General features: G+C 42.4%; 21 protein-coding genes. All 21 read right to left on the reverse strand.

What is annotated here, in order from left to right:
* Positions 1–4 precede the first annotated feature (4 nt).
* Positions 5–361, reverse strand: coding sequence for a hypothetical protein (locus tag ACTFWY_RS10850; RefSeq protein ID WP_081131823.1), 357 nt, complete (start codon positions 359–361; stop codon positions 5–7).
* Entirely contained in the window at positions 362–637 is a 276-nt protein-coding gene (flgM, locus tag ACTFWY_RS10855) for a flagellar biosynthesis anti-sigma factor FlgM (protein WP_060813663.1), read from the reverse strand.
* Between the two features lie 99 nt (positions 638–736).
* Positions 737–1,780, reverse strand: coding sequence for a flagellar motor switch phosphatase FliY (gene fliY, locus ACTFWY_RS10860; protein ID WP_081131824.1), 1,044 nt, complete (start codon positions 1,778–1,780; stop codon positions 737–739).
* Complete coding sequence (fliM, locus tag ACTFWY_RS10865; protein ID WP_171917806.1) at positions 1,777–2,787, reverse strand: flagellar motor switch protein FliM; 1,011 nt, start codon at positions 2,785–2,787, stop codon at positions 1,777–1,779. The genes fliY and fliM overlap by 4 nt, the downstream gene beginning before the upstream one ends.
* An 18-nt stretch (positions 2,788–2,805) precedes the next feature.
* Positions 2,806–3,198: a chemotaxis protein CheW gene (locus tag ACTFWY_RS10870; RefSeq protein WP_081131826.1), complete on the reverse strand. Its 393-nt coding sequence runs from the start codon at positions 3,196–3,198 to the stop codon at positions 2,806–2,808.
* A 20-nt stretch (positions 3,199–3,218) separates the two neighbouring features.
* Complete coding sequence (locus tag ACTFWY_RS10875; RefSeq protein WP_060813667.1) at positions 3,219–3,581, reverse strand: response regulator; 363 nt, start codon at positions 3,579–3,581, stop codon at positions 3,219–3,221.
* A gap of 14 nt (positions 3,582–3,595) precedes the next feature.
* On the reverse strand, positions 3,596–4,177 hold the full coding sequence (locus ACTFWY_RS10880; RefSeq protein ID WP_138371415.1) for a chemotaxis protein CheC: 582 nt from the start codon (positions 4,175–4,177) through the stop codon (positions 3,596–3,598).
* The gene (locus ACTFWY_RS10885) at positions 4,174–6,195 is read right to left on the reverse strand and encodes a chemotaxis protein CheW (protein WP_409535892.1); all 2,022 of its coding nucleotides are present in this window, start codon (positions 6,193–6,195) and stop codon (positions 4,174–4,176) included. Before ACTFWY_RS10885 ends, ACTFWY_RS10880 begins: the two co-directional genes overlap by 4 nt.
* 21 nt (positions 6,196–6,216) lie before the next feature.
* Entirely contained in the window at positions 6,217–6,990 is a 774-nt protein-coding gene (locus ACTFWY_RS10890; RefSeq protein WP_439926942.1) for a CheR family methyltransferase, read from the reverse strand.
* A gap of 4 nt (positions 6,991–6,994) precedes the next feature.
* Positions 6,995–7,999: a chemotaxis-specific protein-glutamate methyltransferase CheB gene (gene cheB, locus ACTFWY_RS10895; protein ID WP_060813671.1), complete on the reverse strand. Its 1,005-nt coding sequence runs from the start codon at positions 7,997–7,999 to the stop codon at positions 6,995–6,997.
* 15 nt (positions 8,000–8,014) lie between these two features.
* Positions 8,015–8,548 (reverse strand): chemotaxis protein CheD, encoded by a 534-nt coding sequence (locus ACTFWY_RS10900; protein ID WP_103300687.1) that lies wholly within the window; start codon positions 8,546–8,548, stop codon positions 8,015–8,017.
* The gene (locus tag ACTFWY_RS10905; RefSeq protein ID WP_103300688.1) at positions 8,506–8,970 is read right to left on the reverse strand and encodes a chemotaxis protein CheW; all 465 of its coding nucleotides are present in this window, start codon (positions 8,968–8,970) and stop codon (positions 8,506–8,508) included. The genes ACTFWY_RS10900 and ACTFWY_RS10905 overlap by 43 nt, the downstream gene beginning before the upstream one ends.
* Positions 8,971–8,988: 18 nt before the next feature.
* Entirely contained in the window at positions 8,989–10,281 is a 1,293-nt protein-coding gene (locus ACTFWY_RS10910) for a methyl-accepting chemotaxis protein (RefSeq protein WP_081131832.1), read from the reverse strand.
* 153 nt (positions 10,282–10,434) lie between these two features.
* Entirely contained in the window at positions 10,435–11,145 is a 711-nt protein-coding gene (locus ACTFWY_RS10915) for a cell division ATP-binding protein FtsE (protein WP_081131833.1), read from the reverse strand.
* Between the two features lie 11 nt (positions 11,146–11,156).
* Positions 11,157–11,939, reverse strand: coding sequence for a flagellar hook-basal body protein (locus tag ACTFWY_RS10920; protein ID WP_081131834.1), 783 nt, complete (start codon positions 11,937–11,939; stop codon positions 11,157–11,159).
* Between the two features lie 10 nt (positions 11,940–11,949).
* The gene (locus ACTFWY_RS10925) at positions 11,950–12,651 is read right to left on the reverse strand and encodes a flagellar hook-basal body protein (protein WP_113848983.1); all 702 of its coding nucleotides are present in this window, start codon (positions 12,649–12,651) and stop codon (positions 11,950–11,952) included.
* On the reverse strand, positions 12,648–13,358 hold the full coding sequence (locus ACTFWY_RS10930) for a sigma-70 family RNA polymerase sigma factor (RefSeq protein ID WP_081131836.1): 711 nt from the start codon (positions 13,356–13,358) through the stop codon (positions 12,648–12,650). Before ACTFWY_RS10930 ends, ACTFWY_RS10925 begins: the two co-directional genes overlap by 4 nt.
* Before the next feature lie 32 nt (positions 13,359–13,390).
* Entirely contained in the window at positions 13,391–15,466 is a 2,076-nt protein-coding gene (flhA, locus tag ACTFWY_RS10935) for a flagellar biosynthesis protein FlhA (protein WP_103300692.1), read from the reverse strand.
* A gap of 15 nt (positions 15,467–15,481) precedes the next feature.
* A complete protein-coding gene (gene flhB, locus ACTFWY_RS10940) occupies positions 15,482–16,549 on the reverse strand; it encodes a flagellar biosynthesis protein FlhB (protein WP_103300693.1) in 1,068 nt (355 codons plus the stop codon).
* Positions 16,550–16,562: 13 nt separating this feature from the next.
* Positions 16,563–17,315, reverse strand: a complete 753-nt coding sequence (gene fliR, locus ACTFWY_RS10945; protein ID WP_257602798.1) for a flagellar biosynthetic protein FliR — start codon at positions 17,313–17,315, stop codon at positions 16,563–16,565.
* Positions 17,316–17,326: 11 nt separating this feature from the next.
* Positions 17,327–17,590: a flagellar biosynthesis protein FliQ gene (fliQ, locus tag ACTFWY_RS10950; RefSeq protein ID WP_060813682.1), complete on the reverse strand. Its 264-nt coding sequence runs from the start codon at positions 17,588–17,590 to the stop codon at positions 17,327–17,329.
* Positions 17,591–17,609: the final 19 nt, after the last annotated feature.

Below are 17,609 nucleotides of genomic sequence, written 5' to 3' on the forward strand. Positions count from 1 at the left end.
CTCCTTAAATTTTTTGGTCAATGATCGCTGTCTGAACAGTGGCCTTTTCCGTATATTTCGAATACGTATTTGCTGCCGGCTGGATGTTGTCTTTAACGGCATCCATCAATGTTTTTTGGTAGCTGAGGGCTTGTTCAGTCAATAAGAGATTTTCTTGCTGTTGTCTTTGGATTTGTTGGATCAATTCACGACATTTGTCTGTCAGATTGCCTTCATAAGATTCGATGACTGGGACAAATCCTTCTTTTTTCTCTACCAGCTCGATCAGTTTTTCACCTTGGCCCTTGATCAAATACTCTTTCTCTTTGACCAAAAGTCGAAAAAAACGTTGTAATTGTCGTTCAAATTCACGTTCTGTCATCTAATCCGCCTTCTTTACATCGCTAGCAAGCATTTTAGTGGCAATTGCTTCTGCTGATACTTGATAAGTGCCATCTTTGATGGATTGTTTTAATGCAGCGACACGATCAGCACGGCTCGCTTCGTTACCGCCACTGTTTTTGATCGTTTGCGCTGTTTTTGACAATTGGACGTCAACCTTTTTTTCGGCAGCGGTTTGCTCTGCTTTGGTTGGCTTGATTGTTTCTCGTTGGATGGCTTTGTCGCTATACTCTGCATAACCTCTTGCGATTTTCATGAGAGTTCCTCCATTCTCGGTGCTTCTTCTATTTTATACTATCGGATAAAAAGAAAAAAAGTTAAACCTTTTTGTTTAACTTTTTCTAAGAAGATTCACTTAACTCAAGTTATGAATCCGTTGCTTTTGGGACAAGATATTGGTGATCCGGACACCAAAGTTCTCATTGATGACGACAACTTCTCCTTTAGCGATCAATTTCCCGTTCAACAATATTTCTAACGGTTCATCTGTCAGTTTGTCCAATTCGATGACCGATCCAGCATTGAAAGATAAAATTTCTTTGACTGTTTTTTTGCTGCGTCCCAAAACAACACTTAGATCCAATGGCACGTCTAAAATCAAATCCAGATTATCGCCATCTGTGGTTGGTGTTGCATTTAATGGCTGGAATGCTGGTTGACTGACTTCCACTTGCGGTTGGTTAACCGCAGGTTCTGGTTTTGCTTCTACAGCGGGCTGCGGTTTTGCCGGTGTTTCCCGTTCCACAACTGTTGCTTGATCTGCTAACATCGCGGCTACGATATCATTGACGACTGGATCGCTAAAAACTTGCATGATCTCACTCTCGATCGCACCTTCCACACTTAGTGAGAATGAAATACAGTAAATTTCTTCTTCCTTAACTGCCTCGTATTCCAGAGCTTCTGATTCGCTCCATAGTTTGACGATCGGTGGTAAAATATCCACTTTGCGATTGATCATCGTTGCCATCGAGGTAGATGCGGTACCGATCATTTGGTTCATTGCTTCGGCAACAGCACTTAGCTCTAGTTCTGTGAATTGAGTACTTGTTGTTTCACCTGTGCCTCCCATCATCAAATCTGCAATGATGATTGCATCTTTGACTTCCAAGAGCATCAAATTGCTGCCGACAAGTCCTTCTTTAAACTCAACAATCGTGGCCACTTTCGGTGCCACTAGATCATCTAAAATCGTTTGAAGTTTGACTCTGACAACTCTAGGCGTTGTAATGCTGACACGTCGATTCAAGATCGACGATAAGGTCGTTGCCGCTTGGGACATCGAAATATTCCCGACTTCTCCGATAATATCAACTTTTACTTGTTCATCTACATTTTGCTGAGAGGTATCGTGATTCATCAATGCATCGATCTCTGATTGGCTAAAACTTTCGCTCATTCTTCTTGCTCCTCTTCTAACTTGTCTAATAATTCAATGGCTAGCTTATCTCCCTGCTTGCCAGGTTTCGCGCGATAAAACGGTTTTCCATCAACAAAGGTCTCTAATGGTTCCGTGATCTTTTTATCTAATTTGATGACATCCCCGACTTCTAAATGAATGAAGTCTGACAAACTCATCTGGGCATATCCTAACAAAGCTTCCAGATTTAACGCGACTCCATTCAAACTTTTTTGCAGCTCGCGGCTATCCTCAGAACTGGCTGGTTGATTGCTGTCGAACCAATTACGAAAACTTAGTTTATCAATGATTCCTTCAAAGAAGACATAAGGAACACATAAGTTGATAAAACTCTTGGTTTCGAAAATTTTCAATGTGAAGGTCACCAACACAACAGGTTCATTGGGTGACATATTTTGCAGCAACTGCGGATTAGTATCCAACCCATCCAAGACTGAATCTAACTTGACGATATCTTGCCAGACACTTTCATAGACCCGTACGAATAGTTTGACTACTTCTTCCAGAATGGCTGTTTCAATATCCGTGAAATTCGTCTTGTCTTCTAAATCAATCTCTGATTGTTTGCTTTGATACGCATCCAATCCTCCACATAATAGTTCCACCATCAACATGCACAGTTGAGGGTTCATCTCGATGAATTGAATCCCATTTAGCGGTTGAGAACGAAAGAGTCCTAACAACGTAAACTTAGGGATCGAATGGATAAATTCATCGTAACTTACTTGTTCGATAGCAGCCAACTGCAAAGTTACGTTGGTACGCAATTGGGTAGACAGCATACTGCTGCTCATTTTAGAAAAGTCTTCAAAGATCATGTGCAGGGTATTGACGTACTCTTTGGATAACTTTGTTGGTCTGCGAAAGTCGTAGGTTTTTACTTTTGTCTGCTTGTCTTCTTCATTCATTACCTCTTTATCGATCTCTCCTGTGCTCATCGCATTCAGTAAGAGATCTATTTCTTGCTGCGTCAATACCTGATCCACACTAATCCCCCATTTTTCTTAAAAAATCAACTGATCAATTTTGATCACACTTGCTACTTTATCTGACAATGATACGACACCAATGGCATGACTGCTGCCTTCTTGATCACTCAATTGCAGATCTGACTCTTGTAATTCCAGCACTTCGATGACTTCTTCGACTAAAACGCCCTTGCGATCATCGCCTTGCTTCATGATCAAAACATTCCGATCCTCTGCAGAACTTGATACTGCGATCAATTTCGAGAGCCGAATCACTGTCAAAACGGTCCCTCGCAAGTTGATCAAGCCTTCGACCCATTCAGGCGCTAATGGGACTTTAGTGATTTCTGGTGCATCGATAACTTCCTCAACCGATTCAGCAGAAATCAGATAATGTTGCTGCGCCATTTTAAAAAGAATCATTTGCATCTCAACACATCCTCTGAAGTCTAAGCAAAAGCTTTATCAATAGACGCGATCACTCGATCGGTATCAAATGGTTTCACGATGAAATCCATTGCTCCTGCTCGAATAGCATCCATAACCATACCTTGTTGACCCATGGCACTACACATGATCACTTTCGCTGATGGATCAGACGAACGAATCATTTTCAACGCTTCTAAGCCATCTACTTCTGGCATTGTAATATCCATTGTTACTAGATCGGGTGCAGTGGCTTGGTATTTTTCATAAGCTTCTTTCCCATTTTGTGCTTCTCCGACTACTTCATAGCCGTTTTTTTCAAGAATATCTTTTAATTTCATGCGCATAAACACCGCATCATCGACGATTAATACTTTTTTTGACATAATTGTTACTCCCTTCAAATACCTAATGTACCAAATATTTCTTCTAGAACACCCTCTTCTGGAATAAAGAACAGCGAGGCGTCTAGTGTTTCTTGTTCATAAGAAAACTCATTGCGAATGACCAAAACGTGATCATCAAACTGATTTAATGCTAGATAAAGGCTACTAATTGCAGCACCAAAGAAATCATAACGAGCCATCGGTAGCGACGCCGCTAATTCAGCAGACAATAGTTGGCTGATCGCATTTAGAAACGAATTAAAAATGATATTCGTCACCTCACTAATGATCGACTGCTTCATTTCTTCAGTGGCATCTTCCATGACCAGATGGACCAGTCGATCGGCAGCAACATCTGAAAGTACAAAGAGAAACACGCCGCTGAATGTACCGCTGATTGAACTGATCACTGCATGGACCTCTTTGTCTTCTTCCATGATCTGTGTATAGAGAGTTTGATAATCCAAGACCGCTACTTCCGGTACACTCATTGAGATAGGTTGCGCGATCAGCTTAGAAATACTTGTGGCAGCATTTCCGCCTCCAATATTGATCAGTTCTTTTAATCCGTCTAATTGCAAGTCGGTGTATTTCATTGCCGCTCATCCTTTTTTTCTCCACAAATCGCATTGACATCTAAAATCAGTGCAATCGAGCCGTTTCCTAAAATCGTCGCCCCCTGATAGCGATCCAGCTGCTGGAGGAGCGGATCGATCTTTTTAATCACGATTTCTTGCTGACCAACTAACTCGTCTGCCAACAAGCCATAATATTGCTGTTCGCTGTTGACAATGATGGCGAATTTTTTTCCGACTGTGTTTCCCTCGATTCCTAAAAGCTGATCGGTCCGAATAATCGGAATCAAATCTTCCTGGAAACGATAAACTTCTTGAGAAACGGTCTGAATCACTTCTTCTTCTTTAATGATCACTACACGTTCAACTAAATCAAGCGGAATCGCAAAGGTTTCGGTTCCTACACGCACCATTAGTGCTTGAATGATCGATAAGGTCAATGGTAGTTTGATCGTAAAGCGCGTCCCCTTATTGGGCCGACTCCATAATTCAATCGTGCCGCCTAAATTAGCGATCTTCGATTGTACCGCATCCATCCCTACACCTCGACCCGAGATATTCGTAACTTTTTCTGCTGTCGAAAATCCCGGATGGAAAATCAGTTGCTGGATCTCTTCATCAGATAAGCCTTCTGTGGCTAAGCCTTTTCTTTCCGCACTTGCTTTGATCACTTGTGGGTCTAATCCCTTGCCATCATCTTCTAGCGTGATGATGACTCGATTGCCTTCCTGGTATGCAGCTAACCGAATCGTTCCTTTACGGGATTTTCCTAATGCTTCCCGTTCTTCTGGACTTTCGATCCCATGATCGACAGAATTACGCAGGAGATGGACCAATGGCTCACTCAGTTCAGAAACAACCGTCTTATCCAACTCTGTTTCTTCTCCAATGATTACCAGATCCATTTCTTTTCCTAGTTCAGTCGATAAATCCCGCACCATTCGGGGAAAGCGGCTGAAAACGACATTGACCTGCTGCATACGAATCCGCAATACCAAGTCCTGCAATTCAGATGTCAGATGGGAGACTTGTTCCAGCGGATCTTTGATTGCTTCGATGTTTTCGCGATGGCTGACATCTTCCAGCTGGTTGCGATAGACGACTAATTCCGAAACTAGATCCAAAAAAGAATCGAGTCGCGATAGATCCACCCGGATCGATTGATTAGAAACAGACGCATGATGTGTCATTGTTTCTTTGGTTTTGGGTATTGGTTCTTTCGTGGTGTCTGTTTTTAGAGTCTCATTTGTTGCTTGAGACGGATTTGCTTGAAAAGGCTCAACTCGAAACTCTTCGATCTCACTATTACTAGCAATATTCTTTTGGACTTCCGCCAACTCATTCTGAGTGAGATACACTAGCCTAAAATCAGAATCAAAATCACCTTCTTCCAATTGTTCCGCACTCGGTTCCGTATGCAGGATATCACCAGATTGTTCCAGTTTTTCCATGATCAAAAAGGCTCTAGGCCCCTTGAGCATGGAATCTTTTTCTAAGCGGACCGCAATGCTGAAGGCGTGGTAATCCCCGGCTACCGCTTGTTCGATCACAAAAAGATCCGAAGAATCAAATTGCTCAAATGCCAGCGATAACTGCGCAAGCGGTGTATCGGAGGTTGTTGTTTCCGAATGTTGTTGATCGGATTGATTTTGGCTTTGCTGTTCTACTTGATCTAATTCCAGCAGCAAATCTGTGATTTGATTCGGCTGCAGTTCTTTTTCTTCCCGCAAGTCTTCCACCAATTCGGATAACCGATCCAAGCATTTAAAAATCAGCGAGATGGAATCACTCGTCACTGACAACGTTGCTGTTTTGAATAGCTCAAAAATATTTTCCATCTTGTGGGTCAACTGTGTCATCACATCGTACCCCATCGTCGCTGCCATCCCTTTCAGTGTATGAGCTGAGCGGAAAATATCATTTAAAAGTGCTGTGTCTTGCGGATTGCTTTCTAATGCCAATACATGGTCGTTCAGCTGTTGCAGATGGTCATCTGTCTCTTCGAAGAAAAGCGTACGGTATACGCTATTATCATCCAAATGAATCCCTCCTTTGCGAAATTATATTTTTTGATAAATAAAGGAATCGATTTTTTTCAACCCGAATTTTTCCGAAAAATTAATCGTTTCTGTTGCTCCAGTAAATAAAATCCCACCTGGTACTAAGGCATCACTAAACTTCTGATACACTTTGTCTCTGGCATCACTTTTGAAATAAATCGTTACATTGCGGCAGACGATCACGTGACAATTCTTTTCATAGGGATCTTTCAATAGATCATGTTTCTTGAAATGAACTTTCCGCTTGAGTTCTGGTTTGATCTGATAAGTGTTTCTCTCTTTGACCTCAAAATAATTCGCTAGTTCTTCAATAGGAACATTTCTTAGCTCGTGCTCGCGATACACCCCTTGTTTTGCCTTTGTCAAAATCTGCTGATCGATATCCGTTGCTAAAACAGCGGGCGCTGCCAAGCGATTTTTCTCTAACAGCATGGCGATCGTATAAGGCTCCGCACCTATCGAGCAAGCCGCACTCCAAATTTTCGGCAATGCAAACTGTGGCACGATCTTAGTCAGCAGCGTTTTTTCAAAGGCATCAAATAACTCTTTGTTACGATAAAATTCGGTAACATTGATCGTGATATGGGCTAGAAAAGCTTCTCTGGCAACCATATCTTTCTCCAAAAGCCGCTGGTATTCCTGCAAATTTTTAGCACCTGAATGTTCCATGATGGTCAAAATCCGTCTTTGCATTTGACTTTCTTTGTAGGCCGCTAGCTGTACCCCCAGCCGATCACTGACCCATTGATTAAAAACAACAAAATCTGTCTCCATGTTCTCACCCGACTATCTGTCCGATTTTTGTTTCAATCTTGCTTAGTGCTAGAACTTCATCGACTGCCTTTTGTTCGATGGCGTATCGCGGCATCCCGAAGACCACACAACTGTCTTTGTCCTGAGCGATGGTATAACCACCTTCTTGTTGGATCGCTTGCATTCCTTTGGCACCATCTTTACCCATTCCAGTCAATAAAACACCGACTAGCCCCTTTTGATAAGCGCTGGCTGCTGAAGTGAATAAATAATCAACCGCCGGCCTAGTTCCGTGAAGCTTCTCCCGTTGATTCAGGTGAAAACGCCCTTGTCCCACTGTCATATGGTAATCTCCTGGGCAAAGATAGACTTGGTTTTCAATCGGCATGCCGTCGGTCACTTCTTTGACTGGTACTGTTGTTTCCGAGTTCAGACGTTGAGCGAAAGATGCAGTGAATCCAGCCGGCATGTGTTGAACGATCATGACTGGGCAATGCAGTCGTTTAGGCAAGCCGCGGATGATTCCCAACAAAGCTCTGGGGCCACCGGTGGAAGAGCCAATCACGACTGCTTCAACTGTCCGTGGCAAATGGTGTGACGTTAATTTTATTTGTTCAGCTATACTATGGTTTATTTCCTTAGAATGGTTTTGATCAAGCGAATCGATTTTTTTGTAGAAATCATCGATCCAGTCTTGTTGAATCTGAGATAGATTAACAGGCTTTTCAACGAAGTCTGCCGCCCCGAGCTCTAATGACTCAATCGTTGTTTCTTGATTTGTCATTGAACTGAGCATGATTACCGGAACGGTGTACTGTTCTTTGATCATCCGCAATGTCTCTAATCCATCCAATACAGGCATTTCTACATCCATCACTACAAGGTCGAAAGATTCTTTCGCAAGATGATCTAGTGCTTGCTTGCCATTACGAGCAGCAGCAGCTACTTTGATGTGGGGCATCTGTTCCAACAGATCCGTCACCACTTTCCGCATAAAAGCAGAATCATCTACGATCAATACTCTTTTCATTTTTTTCAAACTCCTTTATAGATAGATGATTTCTTGATTTACGATCCGAACCATTGTTGTAAAATCGTCTAAGTCAACGATCATTGTTCTTCCAGCCGTACCACCAACGTGTTTGGCTACAATGGGAATTCCCAACTTGGCCAAAGATTGTTCAACTGCCTCAACATTGCGTTGTCCGATATTACTCGTATTCGTGATTGTTTGGAATTGAAACATATTGGCACCACCAACGATTTTGGCTTTGAATCGCGGAGCACGTACTTTACGCTGCAATTCTGCAACCATGTTTGGCAATGCCAGATCAGCAAATTTTCCCGGCTTGATCTCCCGCTTGTGGGAAAATGGTTGACTATCTGGCAGCATAATATGGCTCAGTCCGCCAATTTTGCTTTTTTCATCATAAATGATCGTGCCAACGCAGGATCCCAGTCCAACGGTCATTAATTTGTCCGGATACTGGGCAATTTTATACTCTGAGATGCCTACATGAATCTCCTGTTTTGTTTTCAATAGACGGGGCAACTCGTTTCTCCGAACGTGTCCTGCCATTCCTCCGGTTCATAGTCAAATAAAAAGGAGAGCGCCAATAATAGTACGACGGATTCATCGCTTTTCAAAAATTGCTCGATATAACTTTGTTTAAGTCCCGAACGATCAAGCTGAGCTTCATAATCCGTCTCTTCCAGCGTAGAGATCCCCACGATCTCATCGACATACAGCCCAAGATCTTGATCATTCCAATGACATAAGATGACATTGTTCCGTTCAGAAACCGTTGTGGGCTCTTTGAATAGTTTACGGCGAACATCAATAATCGGGATCATTTTTTCTTGAAATTCATAGACACCTAAAACGAAATCAGCCACTTCCGGTAACTGAATAAAGGATTGGGCTTCAATCACTCGTGTCACTTGCTGGACTCGGATTGCAAAGAGCTGGTCATGACTTCTAAATATTACATATTGCTCCATCAGCATCTTTTCCTCTCTCTAGAATTTAAAGCTATCTACTTGGAACTTCAGAATGCTCGCGATCGTTTCGATTTCTTGCGCATTCGATTCAAATTCTTCGATGACCAAATAGAAATCTTCCAAGTTGGCCGTCACTTCTTGGGTGCCGGCAGAGGTTTCTGAAACAGCAGAGGAAATATTGCTGACAGAGACTTGCACCATATCTTTTTTCTCCACGATGCCGGTAATATGTGACTCGACTGTTTGGATACTCATTACTAATTTTTCAACAATATCAGAGATTTCATTGGCTAAATCAATCACCTTATTGATATTGTCTGTTTGTTTTTTCCCGCCCTCATAAGAATTCATCGCTGCTGAAACAACTTTCTCAGATTTTTTGCGGATTGCTTCAATGATCGTCCGAATACTTTTAGTCGATTGACTGCTCTGTTCTGCCAAACTGCGAACTTCTTCTGCCACAATGGCAAATCCGCGGCCTGCTTCCCCTGCACGAGCTGCTTCGATCGAAGCATTTAATGCCAAAAGATTGGTTTGATCAGAAATATCATTAATCAACTGAACGATTTTGCCGATACTTTGAATGTCTTCATTCATATCATTCATACCATCCACCAAATCAGCTTGATTTTGACGTTCGACTTCCCAACTTTCTGAGACATACATCATCACTTCAGAATTTCGATAATTGCTATCTTGAGATTTTTGCACGTAGCCATTCATGAGGTCGATCTCTTTGTGGATTTCCTCGATGCTTGTTGCTAATTCGTCCATGTCAACAGAGGTCTGTTCTGCTTCAGAGGCTTGAGAACTGGCTGCGTTGGCGATAGCGTTCATCGTTTGGCGAACATTTTCGATAGATGTTTTGGCATTTTTGGACGTATTGGTCAAATTTCCAACCATTTCCGTCATGCGGGTGCTTTCTTCATGCATTCCCACGATTACTGCTTTAAATGTATTCAAGACACCTTTAAAACTATTTTTGACCTTTTCAAAGAGGGGATCATTTCCGTCATTCCCCATAGCATCAATGTGCGAGAGGTCTCCTCCACTAACAATTTCCAATTCTGCTAGTAATGTATCCATTCCTGGATCCTTATGTTTCACCACAAAAGAGAGTACGACAACTCCAATAAATTCCAATAAGAGAACGATTATTGAAAAAATAAAGAACACATGACTCAACTGATCGTCTCCGTGAGGCCGTAAAACAAAGAAATAGCACCCCAATAAAACGACAAACGTAATAATTAAGGGAAGCAGCGTAGCGAGGCGGATTTTTTTGATAATAGCTTGTAACTTCTTCTTCATGACAGTATCCTTTCCTATGCGATATGATCGTCAATGATTTTTATCAAGATTCGCTCTTCACTTGATAATCGCAGTGTCACTCCTTCTTTATCCGATTATGAAAACAATCTTCTAGTTCCCTAATCGGATAATTAACTGGAAATTTAAGGCTTGTCACCAGACATATGTATCTTTCGGGTCTGCATAACGGGTATAGCCGCCGTTGCGATCGTCCCGTATCAATCGTCCTTCTTTAAGCTCAAAAACACGATTCCGAACAGTATTGACCATGGTGCTGTCATGGGTAGCAAGAAGCACGGTGGCCCCTAACTGGTTGATCTTTATGAATAATTTCATGATTTCTACTGCAGATTTAATATCTAAATTTGCTGTAGGTTCATCTGCGATCAAGACTGCCGGTTCAGTTACGATGGCACGGGCGATCGCGATCTTTTTGCATTGTCCTACCGACAATTCATGGGGATAGCAAGATTGATAAGCCGTCATGCCCACCATTTGCAATGCTTTATCGGTTTTTTCTTTGCGTATTTTCCGTGGCACGCCCAATACCTGTAATGCATATTCAATGTTTTTATAAGCCGTCATATGTGCCAACAGCAGGTCTTCCTGCTGGATAATGCCTACTTGTCGCCGAATCATATATAGGTGACGATCTTTCAGCCCTTCTAGCAGCACATTGCCAATTTGGATCGACCCTGCTGAAAGCTCTTCTTCTTTCAGCAGTAACTTGAACAGTGTCGATTTGCCAGAGCCGCTCGGTCCTACGACATAAATAAATTCGCCTTGCGAGATCTCAGCGGTAATATTTGCTAATGCTAGCGTGCCATTTTGGAATTGCTTGCTGACTTTGGTTAATCGGATCATTGGTCTCTCCTCTAATTAGTAAAACGATTGACAACAGCTAACATATCATCCGTTGTTTGCATTGCTTTTGTATTAAGGGCGTATGCTCTTTGTGTCGTCAGCAGTTCTGTCATTGAACCAGCCAAGTCTACATTCGATCCCTCCAAATAATGTTGATTGATCGTTCCAAAAGCGGTTGGGTCTGCTTGAGAACTTGTTAGCTGGGCATTTTGTGTTTGAAATAGCTGACTTCCCACAGGAACCAGATCATTCATATTGGTTGGGTTATAAAGTGTCAATTGCCCTAGTAGAACTGCCTGTCCATTTTGTTGGGTCATTAATCGGCCTGCAGAATCAATTTGGATGTTCTGGGCATTTGGCCATTGATTAGCGGGTACCATAGTAGTCATAGCGACAGGGTAGCCATCGCTGGTGACTAGTCCTTTTTCAGCATCTAACTGGAAATTACCAGCTCTTGTCAAAAGCAACTCATTGTTTCCATTGCGGACGCCAAAGAATCCCGTACCTTGGATCGCCACATCTAGCGGCTGACTGCTAGCTGTCAACACGCCTTGACCAAAGCTAGTTCCAGTTGTAGCTGAAGAACCAACGTTCCAGCCGTATTGTGCCGCATTACCACTGAAATAGACTTCCTCAGTTGATACTGCATTGTTGATCAGTTCTTTGAAATGAGTCGTTTGCGTTTGATAACCATTGGTATTGACATTGGCAATGTTGTTAGCAACATTGTCCAAATTCTTTTGTAAACTGTTCATTCCTGAACGACTGATCCCTAATAAACCGTTCATATTCATTCTGCTATCCTCAAATCTTTCCTAATTCGTTCACTGCTTTTTGGAGTGTTTCATTGGTGGAGTTCAATACTTTCTGGTTTGCTTCAAATTCTCTTGATGTCTGGATCATTGCCACCATCTCGTCTGCCACGACCACATTGGCTTGTTCCAGATACCCTTGCTGCACCGTCGGCCGTGCAGCGATCGTCCCTGCATTGTCGCTGGTATAGTAAGTTTCCCCATTGGCCATCAACTGGTCTGGTTCAAACAAACGGACTTGGAATTGCGGATTATCTGCTGCGGTCACTGGCTGATTGCCATTGCCTAAAACAACGTATCCTTCTTGGGTCACGTATTGATTCTGCTGATTAAGGGTAAAGTCCCCTTTTCGCGTGTATAATGTTTCACCTGCAGGTGTTCGGACAGTAAAGTAGCCATCAGAAAGCAGTGCGAAATCTGTTGCTTGATCCGTTTGTTTTATCGCCCCAGCTGCCTGTTCCAAACTGGTGCCGGCTAATTGATTCCCGAATGCCAGTCCACCAATATCATGACGAGTGTTTGCCTGAGCACCGCCTTGATAATTATGTAATGCTACTTCATCTAATGTCGATTGAAATAGTTTTTTTGCTTGATACCCAGTGGTTTTGACATTGGCGATGTTCCCACTAGTCGTTTCTTGCCGTTTCTGTAAGACATTGATGTTGCGGGAAAGAATATCTAATCCTCGAATCATGCTAGTTCCTCCTTGATCAATAATCGTAATTTAGCTACCATTTTGCCGTGGATCTGTGAAACCCTTGGAATTGAGATTTCTAAAATTTCTGCGATCTCTTTGAGTGTCAATTCTTCGGTGTAATACAAACTCAAAATCAACTGCTCTCTTTCCCCGAGCTTTTTGATACAGGTAGTCAATGCTTGCAGACGTTCTGTTTCTAATAACGCTTCTTCCACATCTACTGCTTCTTTATCGCTGATAGAATCTTTGATCGTCATACCTTCATCTTGAGCAGAAAACAATGTATCCTCTAATGACACACTAGCTAAATAATGTAGGCTTTCATAAATATCTGCCAACTGTCCGCGACTAATTCCCATCTGTTTAGAGATTTCTGTATCAGTCGCTTCTCGCTTCAAGGTTTGCTCTAACTCTTGTCGTGCTTGATAAAATTGGTTAACTGCCGCCATTTTATAACGTGAGATTTTTGCATGCTTGCGTACTTCGTCAATGATCGCTCCTTTGATACGAAGGACCGCATAACTTTCAAAAGGCACTTTTTTCGTCGGATCAAATTTGTTTAACGCATCCATCAATCCGATGACCCCAATGTTGAATAGATCTCCTTGTTCGTAATCTGTCGTTTTGATTGACATTCGCTGAACCACGCGTTCGACTAGAGGAAGGTATTTAATGATTTCTGCTTCTCTATCCACTTCGTACATCGGTTATTCTCCTTTCACTTCGCACTCTTTGCTCATATCTCAATACTGCCTACCGTCTCAATAGCGATTTCGTTAGGTATCTCATTCAATGACAAGATTGCCAAATCCGGAAAATTGAATGTGATCATTTTCTTGAACGGAAGACGAATCTTTGGTGAAGCTAGAATTACGAAGGAAACATTCTGAGCGATCGCTGCATGTTGGATCGTATTGATTGAATCCAAAATTTTCGTCACTGTCTCTGGCTTTAAGACTGGGTAAGAGCCGGTTGCTGTCTTCTGAATACTTTGAGCAATCATTTCTTCTAATTTTGGATGAATGACAGCGACCTTCAGTTCATGCTGCTCCCCAATATATTTCGCCACGATCGTTCGTTTCAGTGCTTGACGAACATATTCTGTCAAGACTTCTACATCTTTTGTTACAACGCCGTAATCGGCTAATGTTTCTAATATTGTTGCCAGATCATTGATTGGGATCTGTTCATCTAGAAGATTTTGTAATACTTTTTGTACTTCACCCAACCTTAGAATCTCAGGAATCAATTCATCAATGACTACGTTGTACTGTTCTTTGATTCCTTCCAACAATTTCTTCACTTCTTGTCGGCCTAGTAATTCTGGCGCATGGCTGTAAATGATTTCTTTGAGATGCGTGGCAATCACCGTTAATGGTTCAATAATCGTAAAGCCTTGCAATTCAGCCAATTCCTTGTCTTTCTCATCGATCCACATCGCATCTAAATGAAAGGCTGGTTCTTTGGTTGCGATTCCTTCAAATGGGAAAGGTTCTTCATTAGGACTGATGACCATTACTTTATTCGGATAAATATCGCCCCGTCCCACTTCATTCCCTCGAATTTTGATCACATAATCATTTGACTCAAGGTAGAGATTGTCTCGGATACGTACCGGACTGACTAGGATCCCTAACTCTCGGGCGCTTTGTTTACGAATCGCGACGATACGATTCATCAGACTATTATCGATGGAACTGTCGACGATTGGGATTAGTCCATAGCCGATTTCAACTGCAATCGGTTCTACTTGGAAGGAAGCGACAGAATCGTCTTCTTCTTGGGCTTCTTTTTTACGTTCCAAAGCGAGTTTCTGTTCCAATTTCTTTTGTTCTGTCCGTTGCTTTTCTTCTTGCTGTGTAATCATGAAACTAGCGGCAAATAAACCGCCACCAATCAGGAGAAAAGGGATCGGTGGAAACCCTGGCACGATCGCCAAAACAAAAAGAATCATACCGACGATTCGGAAGAGCTGCGGATTTCTTGTGATATCGGCTGCAATGTCTAAACCAAAGGAACTGTCATTGTCTGAACGAGTGACCATCACACCAGATGCGATGGAGATCAGCAGGGAGGGGATCGAACTAACCAAACCGTCTCCGATAGCTAATTTACCAAACTGGGAGAAAGCTTCCATGACTGTCATTTGCCCTCCCATGGAAAAGATGATCGCGCCGCCGACCAAGTTGATGACCGTGATCATGATCCCGGCAATCGCATCTCCTTTAACGAACTTGCTGGCACCATCCATCGAGCCAAAAAAGTCCGCTTCCCGCTGCAAGTCTTTTCGACGTTTCCGGGCATCGGCTTCCGTGATTAATCCGGCATTCAGATCCGAATCAATGGCCATTTGCTTTCCTGGCATCGCATCTAGTGTGAAACGAGCAGTAACCTCTGACACTCGTCCCGCACCATTAGTCACGACAGCTAGTTGTACCACCATGATGATGACAAACAAAATGATTCCGACAATGTAATTACTTCCAGCTACGACATTCGCGAAGGCATCAATGACATGGCCCCCATTCCCTTGTGTCAGAATCAAGCGGGTAGAAGACAGGTTCAATCCTAGCCGGAACATCGTCGTAATCAAAAGAAGTGTTGGAAAGGTGGTAAATTCCAAAACTGTTTTGGTAAACAGGGTGATCAGCAGAATGTTGATAGCAATCGTTAGATTGACAATGATTAAAAAGTCCAAAATAGTTGCTGGTAAAGGAATAATGATCAATCCAATAATCCCGATCACTAAAAAAGAAACTAGGACATCCGCATAACCGATTTTTTTCTTAGATTTTGCTACTGCCTCATTCATGCTGTTGCCTCCGTTTTAAATCTTTCCGCGTTCGTTTTCTTCCAATTGATAAACCAGTGCAATGATCTCAGCGATCGCTTCGTACATCTCTACTGGTATCAAATCCCCCGGCTCTACTTGTCTATAAAGAGCTCGAGCAATTTCCCGATTTTCGATCATCGGAATGTTTTCTTTTGCTGCTTCTGCTTTCATTCGCTGTGCCAACTGATCAGCACCTTTTGCTAAAACCCTCGGCACTCCTTCATTCTCCGCATCGTAGCGAATCGCAATGGCAAAGTGCGTCGGGTTAGTGATAACGACAGTGGCTTCCTTGATGTGAGCGATGGCGTTGCGTGTCATCTCTCGGTATTTTGCTTTCCGCTGAGATTTGACTTGCGGATCACCTTCCATTTGCTTGTATTCATCTTTGATTTCTTGCTTGCTCATCTTCAAGTTCTTGCGATGACTGTAGCGTTGATACACATAGTCTCCTACCGCTAAAACAATCAAAAAAAGTGAGATTTGAAAAAATAGATCCTTTGCCCGTTCAATCAGAAAATAGACTGTTTTTTCTAAACCGACCTCACTGACACCCAGTAATGTTGGGACAGCCGCCAAAAATTTCTGGTAACAAAGATAAACAATAATGCCAAATTTTGCTAACGTTTTAGCGAGATTGGCAAGCGCTCGAGTGCTGAATTGTTGCTTTAATCCAGCCAGCGGATTCAGCTTCTTGAAATTTGGTTTGATTGCTTTAGCAGAAAATAAGATTCCCACTTGAGCATAGTTAGTAATTAAACCAACCGCATAAGCAATCACAAAGACAGGTGCGCAAAGCAAAAAAAATAGCAAAATACTTTGAAGTCCTAAACGAGGTAAATCCGCAACGCTGGCTTCAAACAAATACAGATGCTCCAACGCTCGAGTGAGATAAGGTAAAAAGCGCTGCGCAAAAAAGTGCCAAAGGGGCAACAACATAAAAGAAAAGACCATCAGAGAGACCGCAGCCGCTAACTCTTGCGTTTTAGGAACTTCTCCGCGTTTACGGGCATCCCGTAAACGCTTGGCCGTGGGTTGTTCTGTTTTGCCGTCTTTTTCTGACACGTTTTTCACCTCTCTATGATTTCAGTGATGTCATGAACTCTTGTAAATACTTGATTGTATCTGGAAGCTGCTTACTCAAAAAAGTAATGGCGTTTGGCAGTAGTAGCAAAAAGATCATAAAACTGATTGCTGTTTTTAAGGAAAGACTCATCATTAAGATATTGATTTGTGGAATCGACCGCGAAATCACCCCTAATACCAGATCTACCATCAGTAGTGCTATGAGCATCGGCGCAGCTAAATTGAGTGCCATTTCCATCATCTGTCCAAATAGTTTCACGACACCTTCGATGGTGGTACCACTAATTTGAACTGTTCCTAAGGGAACAATCGTAAAAGATAGAAGCAGCGCTGAAATCAAGCGATGATGCAAATTCAAGGTGAAAAAGGTTCCTACGGCTAACCAATAATACGTTTTTCCATATTGAGAGACGTTCATTTGGATCGTCGGGTCATAGGCCTGAGCCATCGAAAACCCCACTTGAAAGTCGATCATTTGACCAGCAATTTGCACGCCAGTAAAAACTAACTGACTCAAATAACCCATCGCCATTCCCAGTAAAATCTCTTTGAGAGCCAAAATCGCAAACATAAACGTTGTCGTCTCTGGCAATGGTTCGACCGCAGGTAAACAAAGGAAGGTGAAGGCAACGCCTAGAACCACTTTCGCAAGCGAAGGAAAATTTTGTTGTGAAAATATGGGACACAAGATAACAAATGCCATCATGCGGCAAAAAATCAGGATACTTGCTTGGATCAGTGCCATGCTTTGCCTCCTTACAATGCCGCGATCATCTTAAAGATGGTTTTAGTGAAATTAAGCAAAAGATTCAGCATAAAATTGCCGGCAAGAATCAATGTTAAGAAAATAGCGATCAGTTTGGGCACAAAACTTAACGTCTGCTCTTGAATCTGGGTAGTGGCTTGAAAAATACTGATCACTAACCCCACAAGCATCCCGATAAGTAACGCCGGTCCAGAAATCAACAAGATCCGAATGAATGCTTCTCGCAATATGTCGAGTACCGTTGCAACAGACATTGGTTTTCTGCTCCTTTCC

It is taken from the genome of Enterococcus sp. 125944, assembly GCF_051909435.1.
GTDB classification, from domain to species: domain Bacteria; phylum Bacillota; class Bacilli; order Lactobacillales; family Enterococcaceae; genus Enterococcus_D; species Enterococcus_D gallinarum.

What these genes read in the sequence shown, in the direction of transcription:
- ACTFWY_RS10850 (WP_081131823.1), bottom strand. Translation starts at nt 361, where the DNA reads ATGACAGAACGTGAATTTGAACGACAATTACAACGTTTTTTTCGACTT.
- flgM (WP_060813663.1), bottom strand. Translation starts at nt 637, where the DNA reads ATGAAAATCGCAAGAGGTTATGCAGAGTATAGCGACAAAGCCATCCAA.
- fliY (WP_081131824.1), bottom strand. Translation starts at nt 1,780, where the DNA reads ATGAGCGAAAGTTTTAGCCAATCAGAGATCGATGCATTGATGAATCAC.
- ACTFWY_RS10870 (WP_081131826.1), bottom strand. Translation starts at nt 3,198, where the DNA reads ATGCAAATGATTCTTTTTAAAATGGCGCAGCAACATTATCTGATTTCT.
- ACTFWY_RS10875 (WP_060813667.1), bottom strand. Translation starts at nt 3,581, where the DNA reads ATGTCAAAAAAAGTATTAATCGTCGATGATGCGGTGTTTATGCGCATG.
- ACTFWY_RS10880 (WP_138371415.1), bottom strand. Translation starts at nt 4,177, where the DNA reads ATGAAATACACCGACTTGCAATTAGACGGATTAAAAGAACTGATCAAT.
- ACTFWY_RS10890 (WP_439926942.1), bottom strand. Translation starts at nt 6,990, where the DNA reads ATGGAGACAGATTTTGTTGTTTTTAATCAATGGGTCAGTGATCGGCTG.
- cheB (WP_060813671.1), bottom strand. Translation starts at nt 7,999, where the DNA reads ATGAAAAGAGTATTGATCGTAGATGATTCTGCTTTTATGCGGAAAGTG.
- ACTFWY_RS10900 (WP_103300687.1), bottom strand. Translation starts at nt 8,548, where the DNA reads ATGGCAGGACACGTTCGGAGAAACGAGTTGCCCCGTCTATTGAAAACA.
- ACTFWY_RS10905 (WP_103300688.1), bottom strand. Translation starts at nt 8,970, where the DNA reads ATGGAGCAATATGTAATATTTAGAAGTCATGACCAGCTCTTTGCAATC.
- ACTFWY_RS10910 (WP_081131832.1), bottom strand. Translation starts at nt 10,281, where the DNA reads ATGAAGAAGAAGTTACAAGCTATTATCAAAAAAATCCGCCTCGCTACG.
- ACTFWY_RS10915 (WP_081131833.1), bottom strand. Translation starts at nt 11,145, where the DNA reads ATGATCCGATTAACCAAAGTCAGCAAGCAATTCCAAAATGGCACGCTA.
- ACTFWY_RS10920 (WP_081131834.1), bottom strand. Translation starts at nt 11,939, where the DNA reads ATGAATATGAACGGTTTATTAGGGATCAGTCGTTCAGGAATGAACAGT.
- ACTFWY_RS10925 (WP_113848983.1), bottom strand. Translation starts at nt 12,651, where the DNA reads ATGATTCGAGGATTAGATATTCTTTCCCGCAACATCAATGTCTTACAG.
- ACTFWY_RS10930 (WP_081131836.1), bottom strand. Translation starts at nt 13,358, where the DNA reads ATGTACGAAGTGGATAGAGAAGCAGAAATCATTAAATACCTTCCTCTA.
- flhA (WP_103300692.1), bottom strand. Translation starts at nt 15,466, where the DNA reads ATGAATGAGGCAGTAGCAAAATCTAAGAAAAAAATCGGTTATGCGGAT.
- fliR (WP_257602798.1), bottom strand. Translation starts at nt 17,315, where the DNA reads ATGGCACTGATCCAAGCAAGTATCCTGATTTTTTGCCGCATGATGGCA.
- fliQ (WP_060813682.1), bottom strand. Translation starts at nt 17,590, where the DNA reads ATGTCTGTTGCAACGGTACTCGACATATTGCGAGAAGCATTCATTCGG.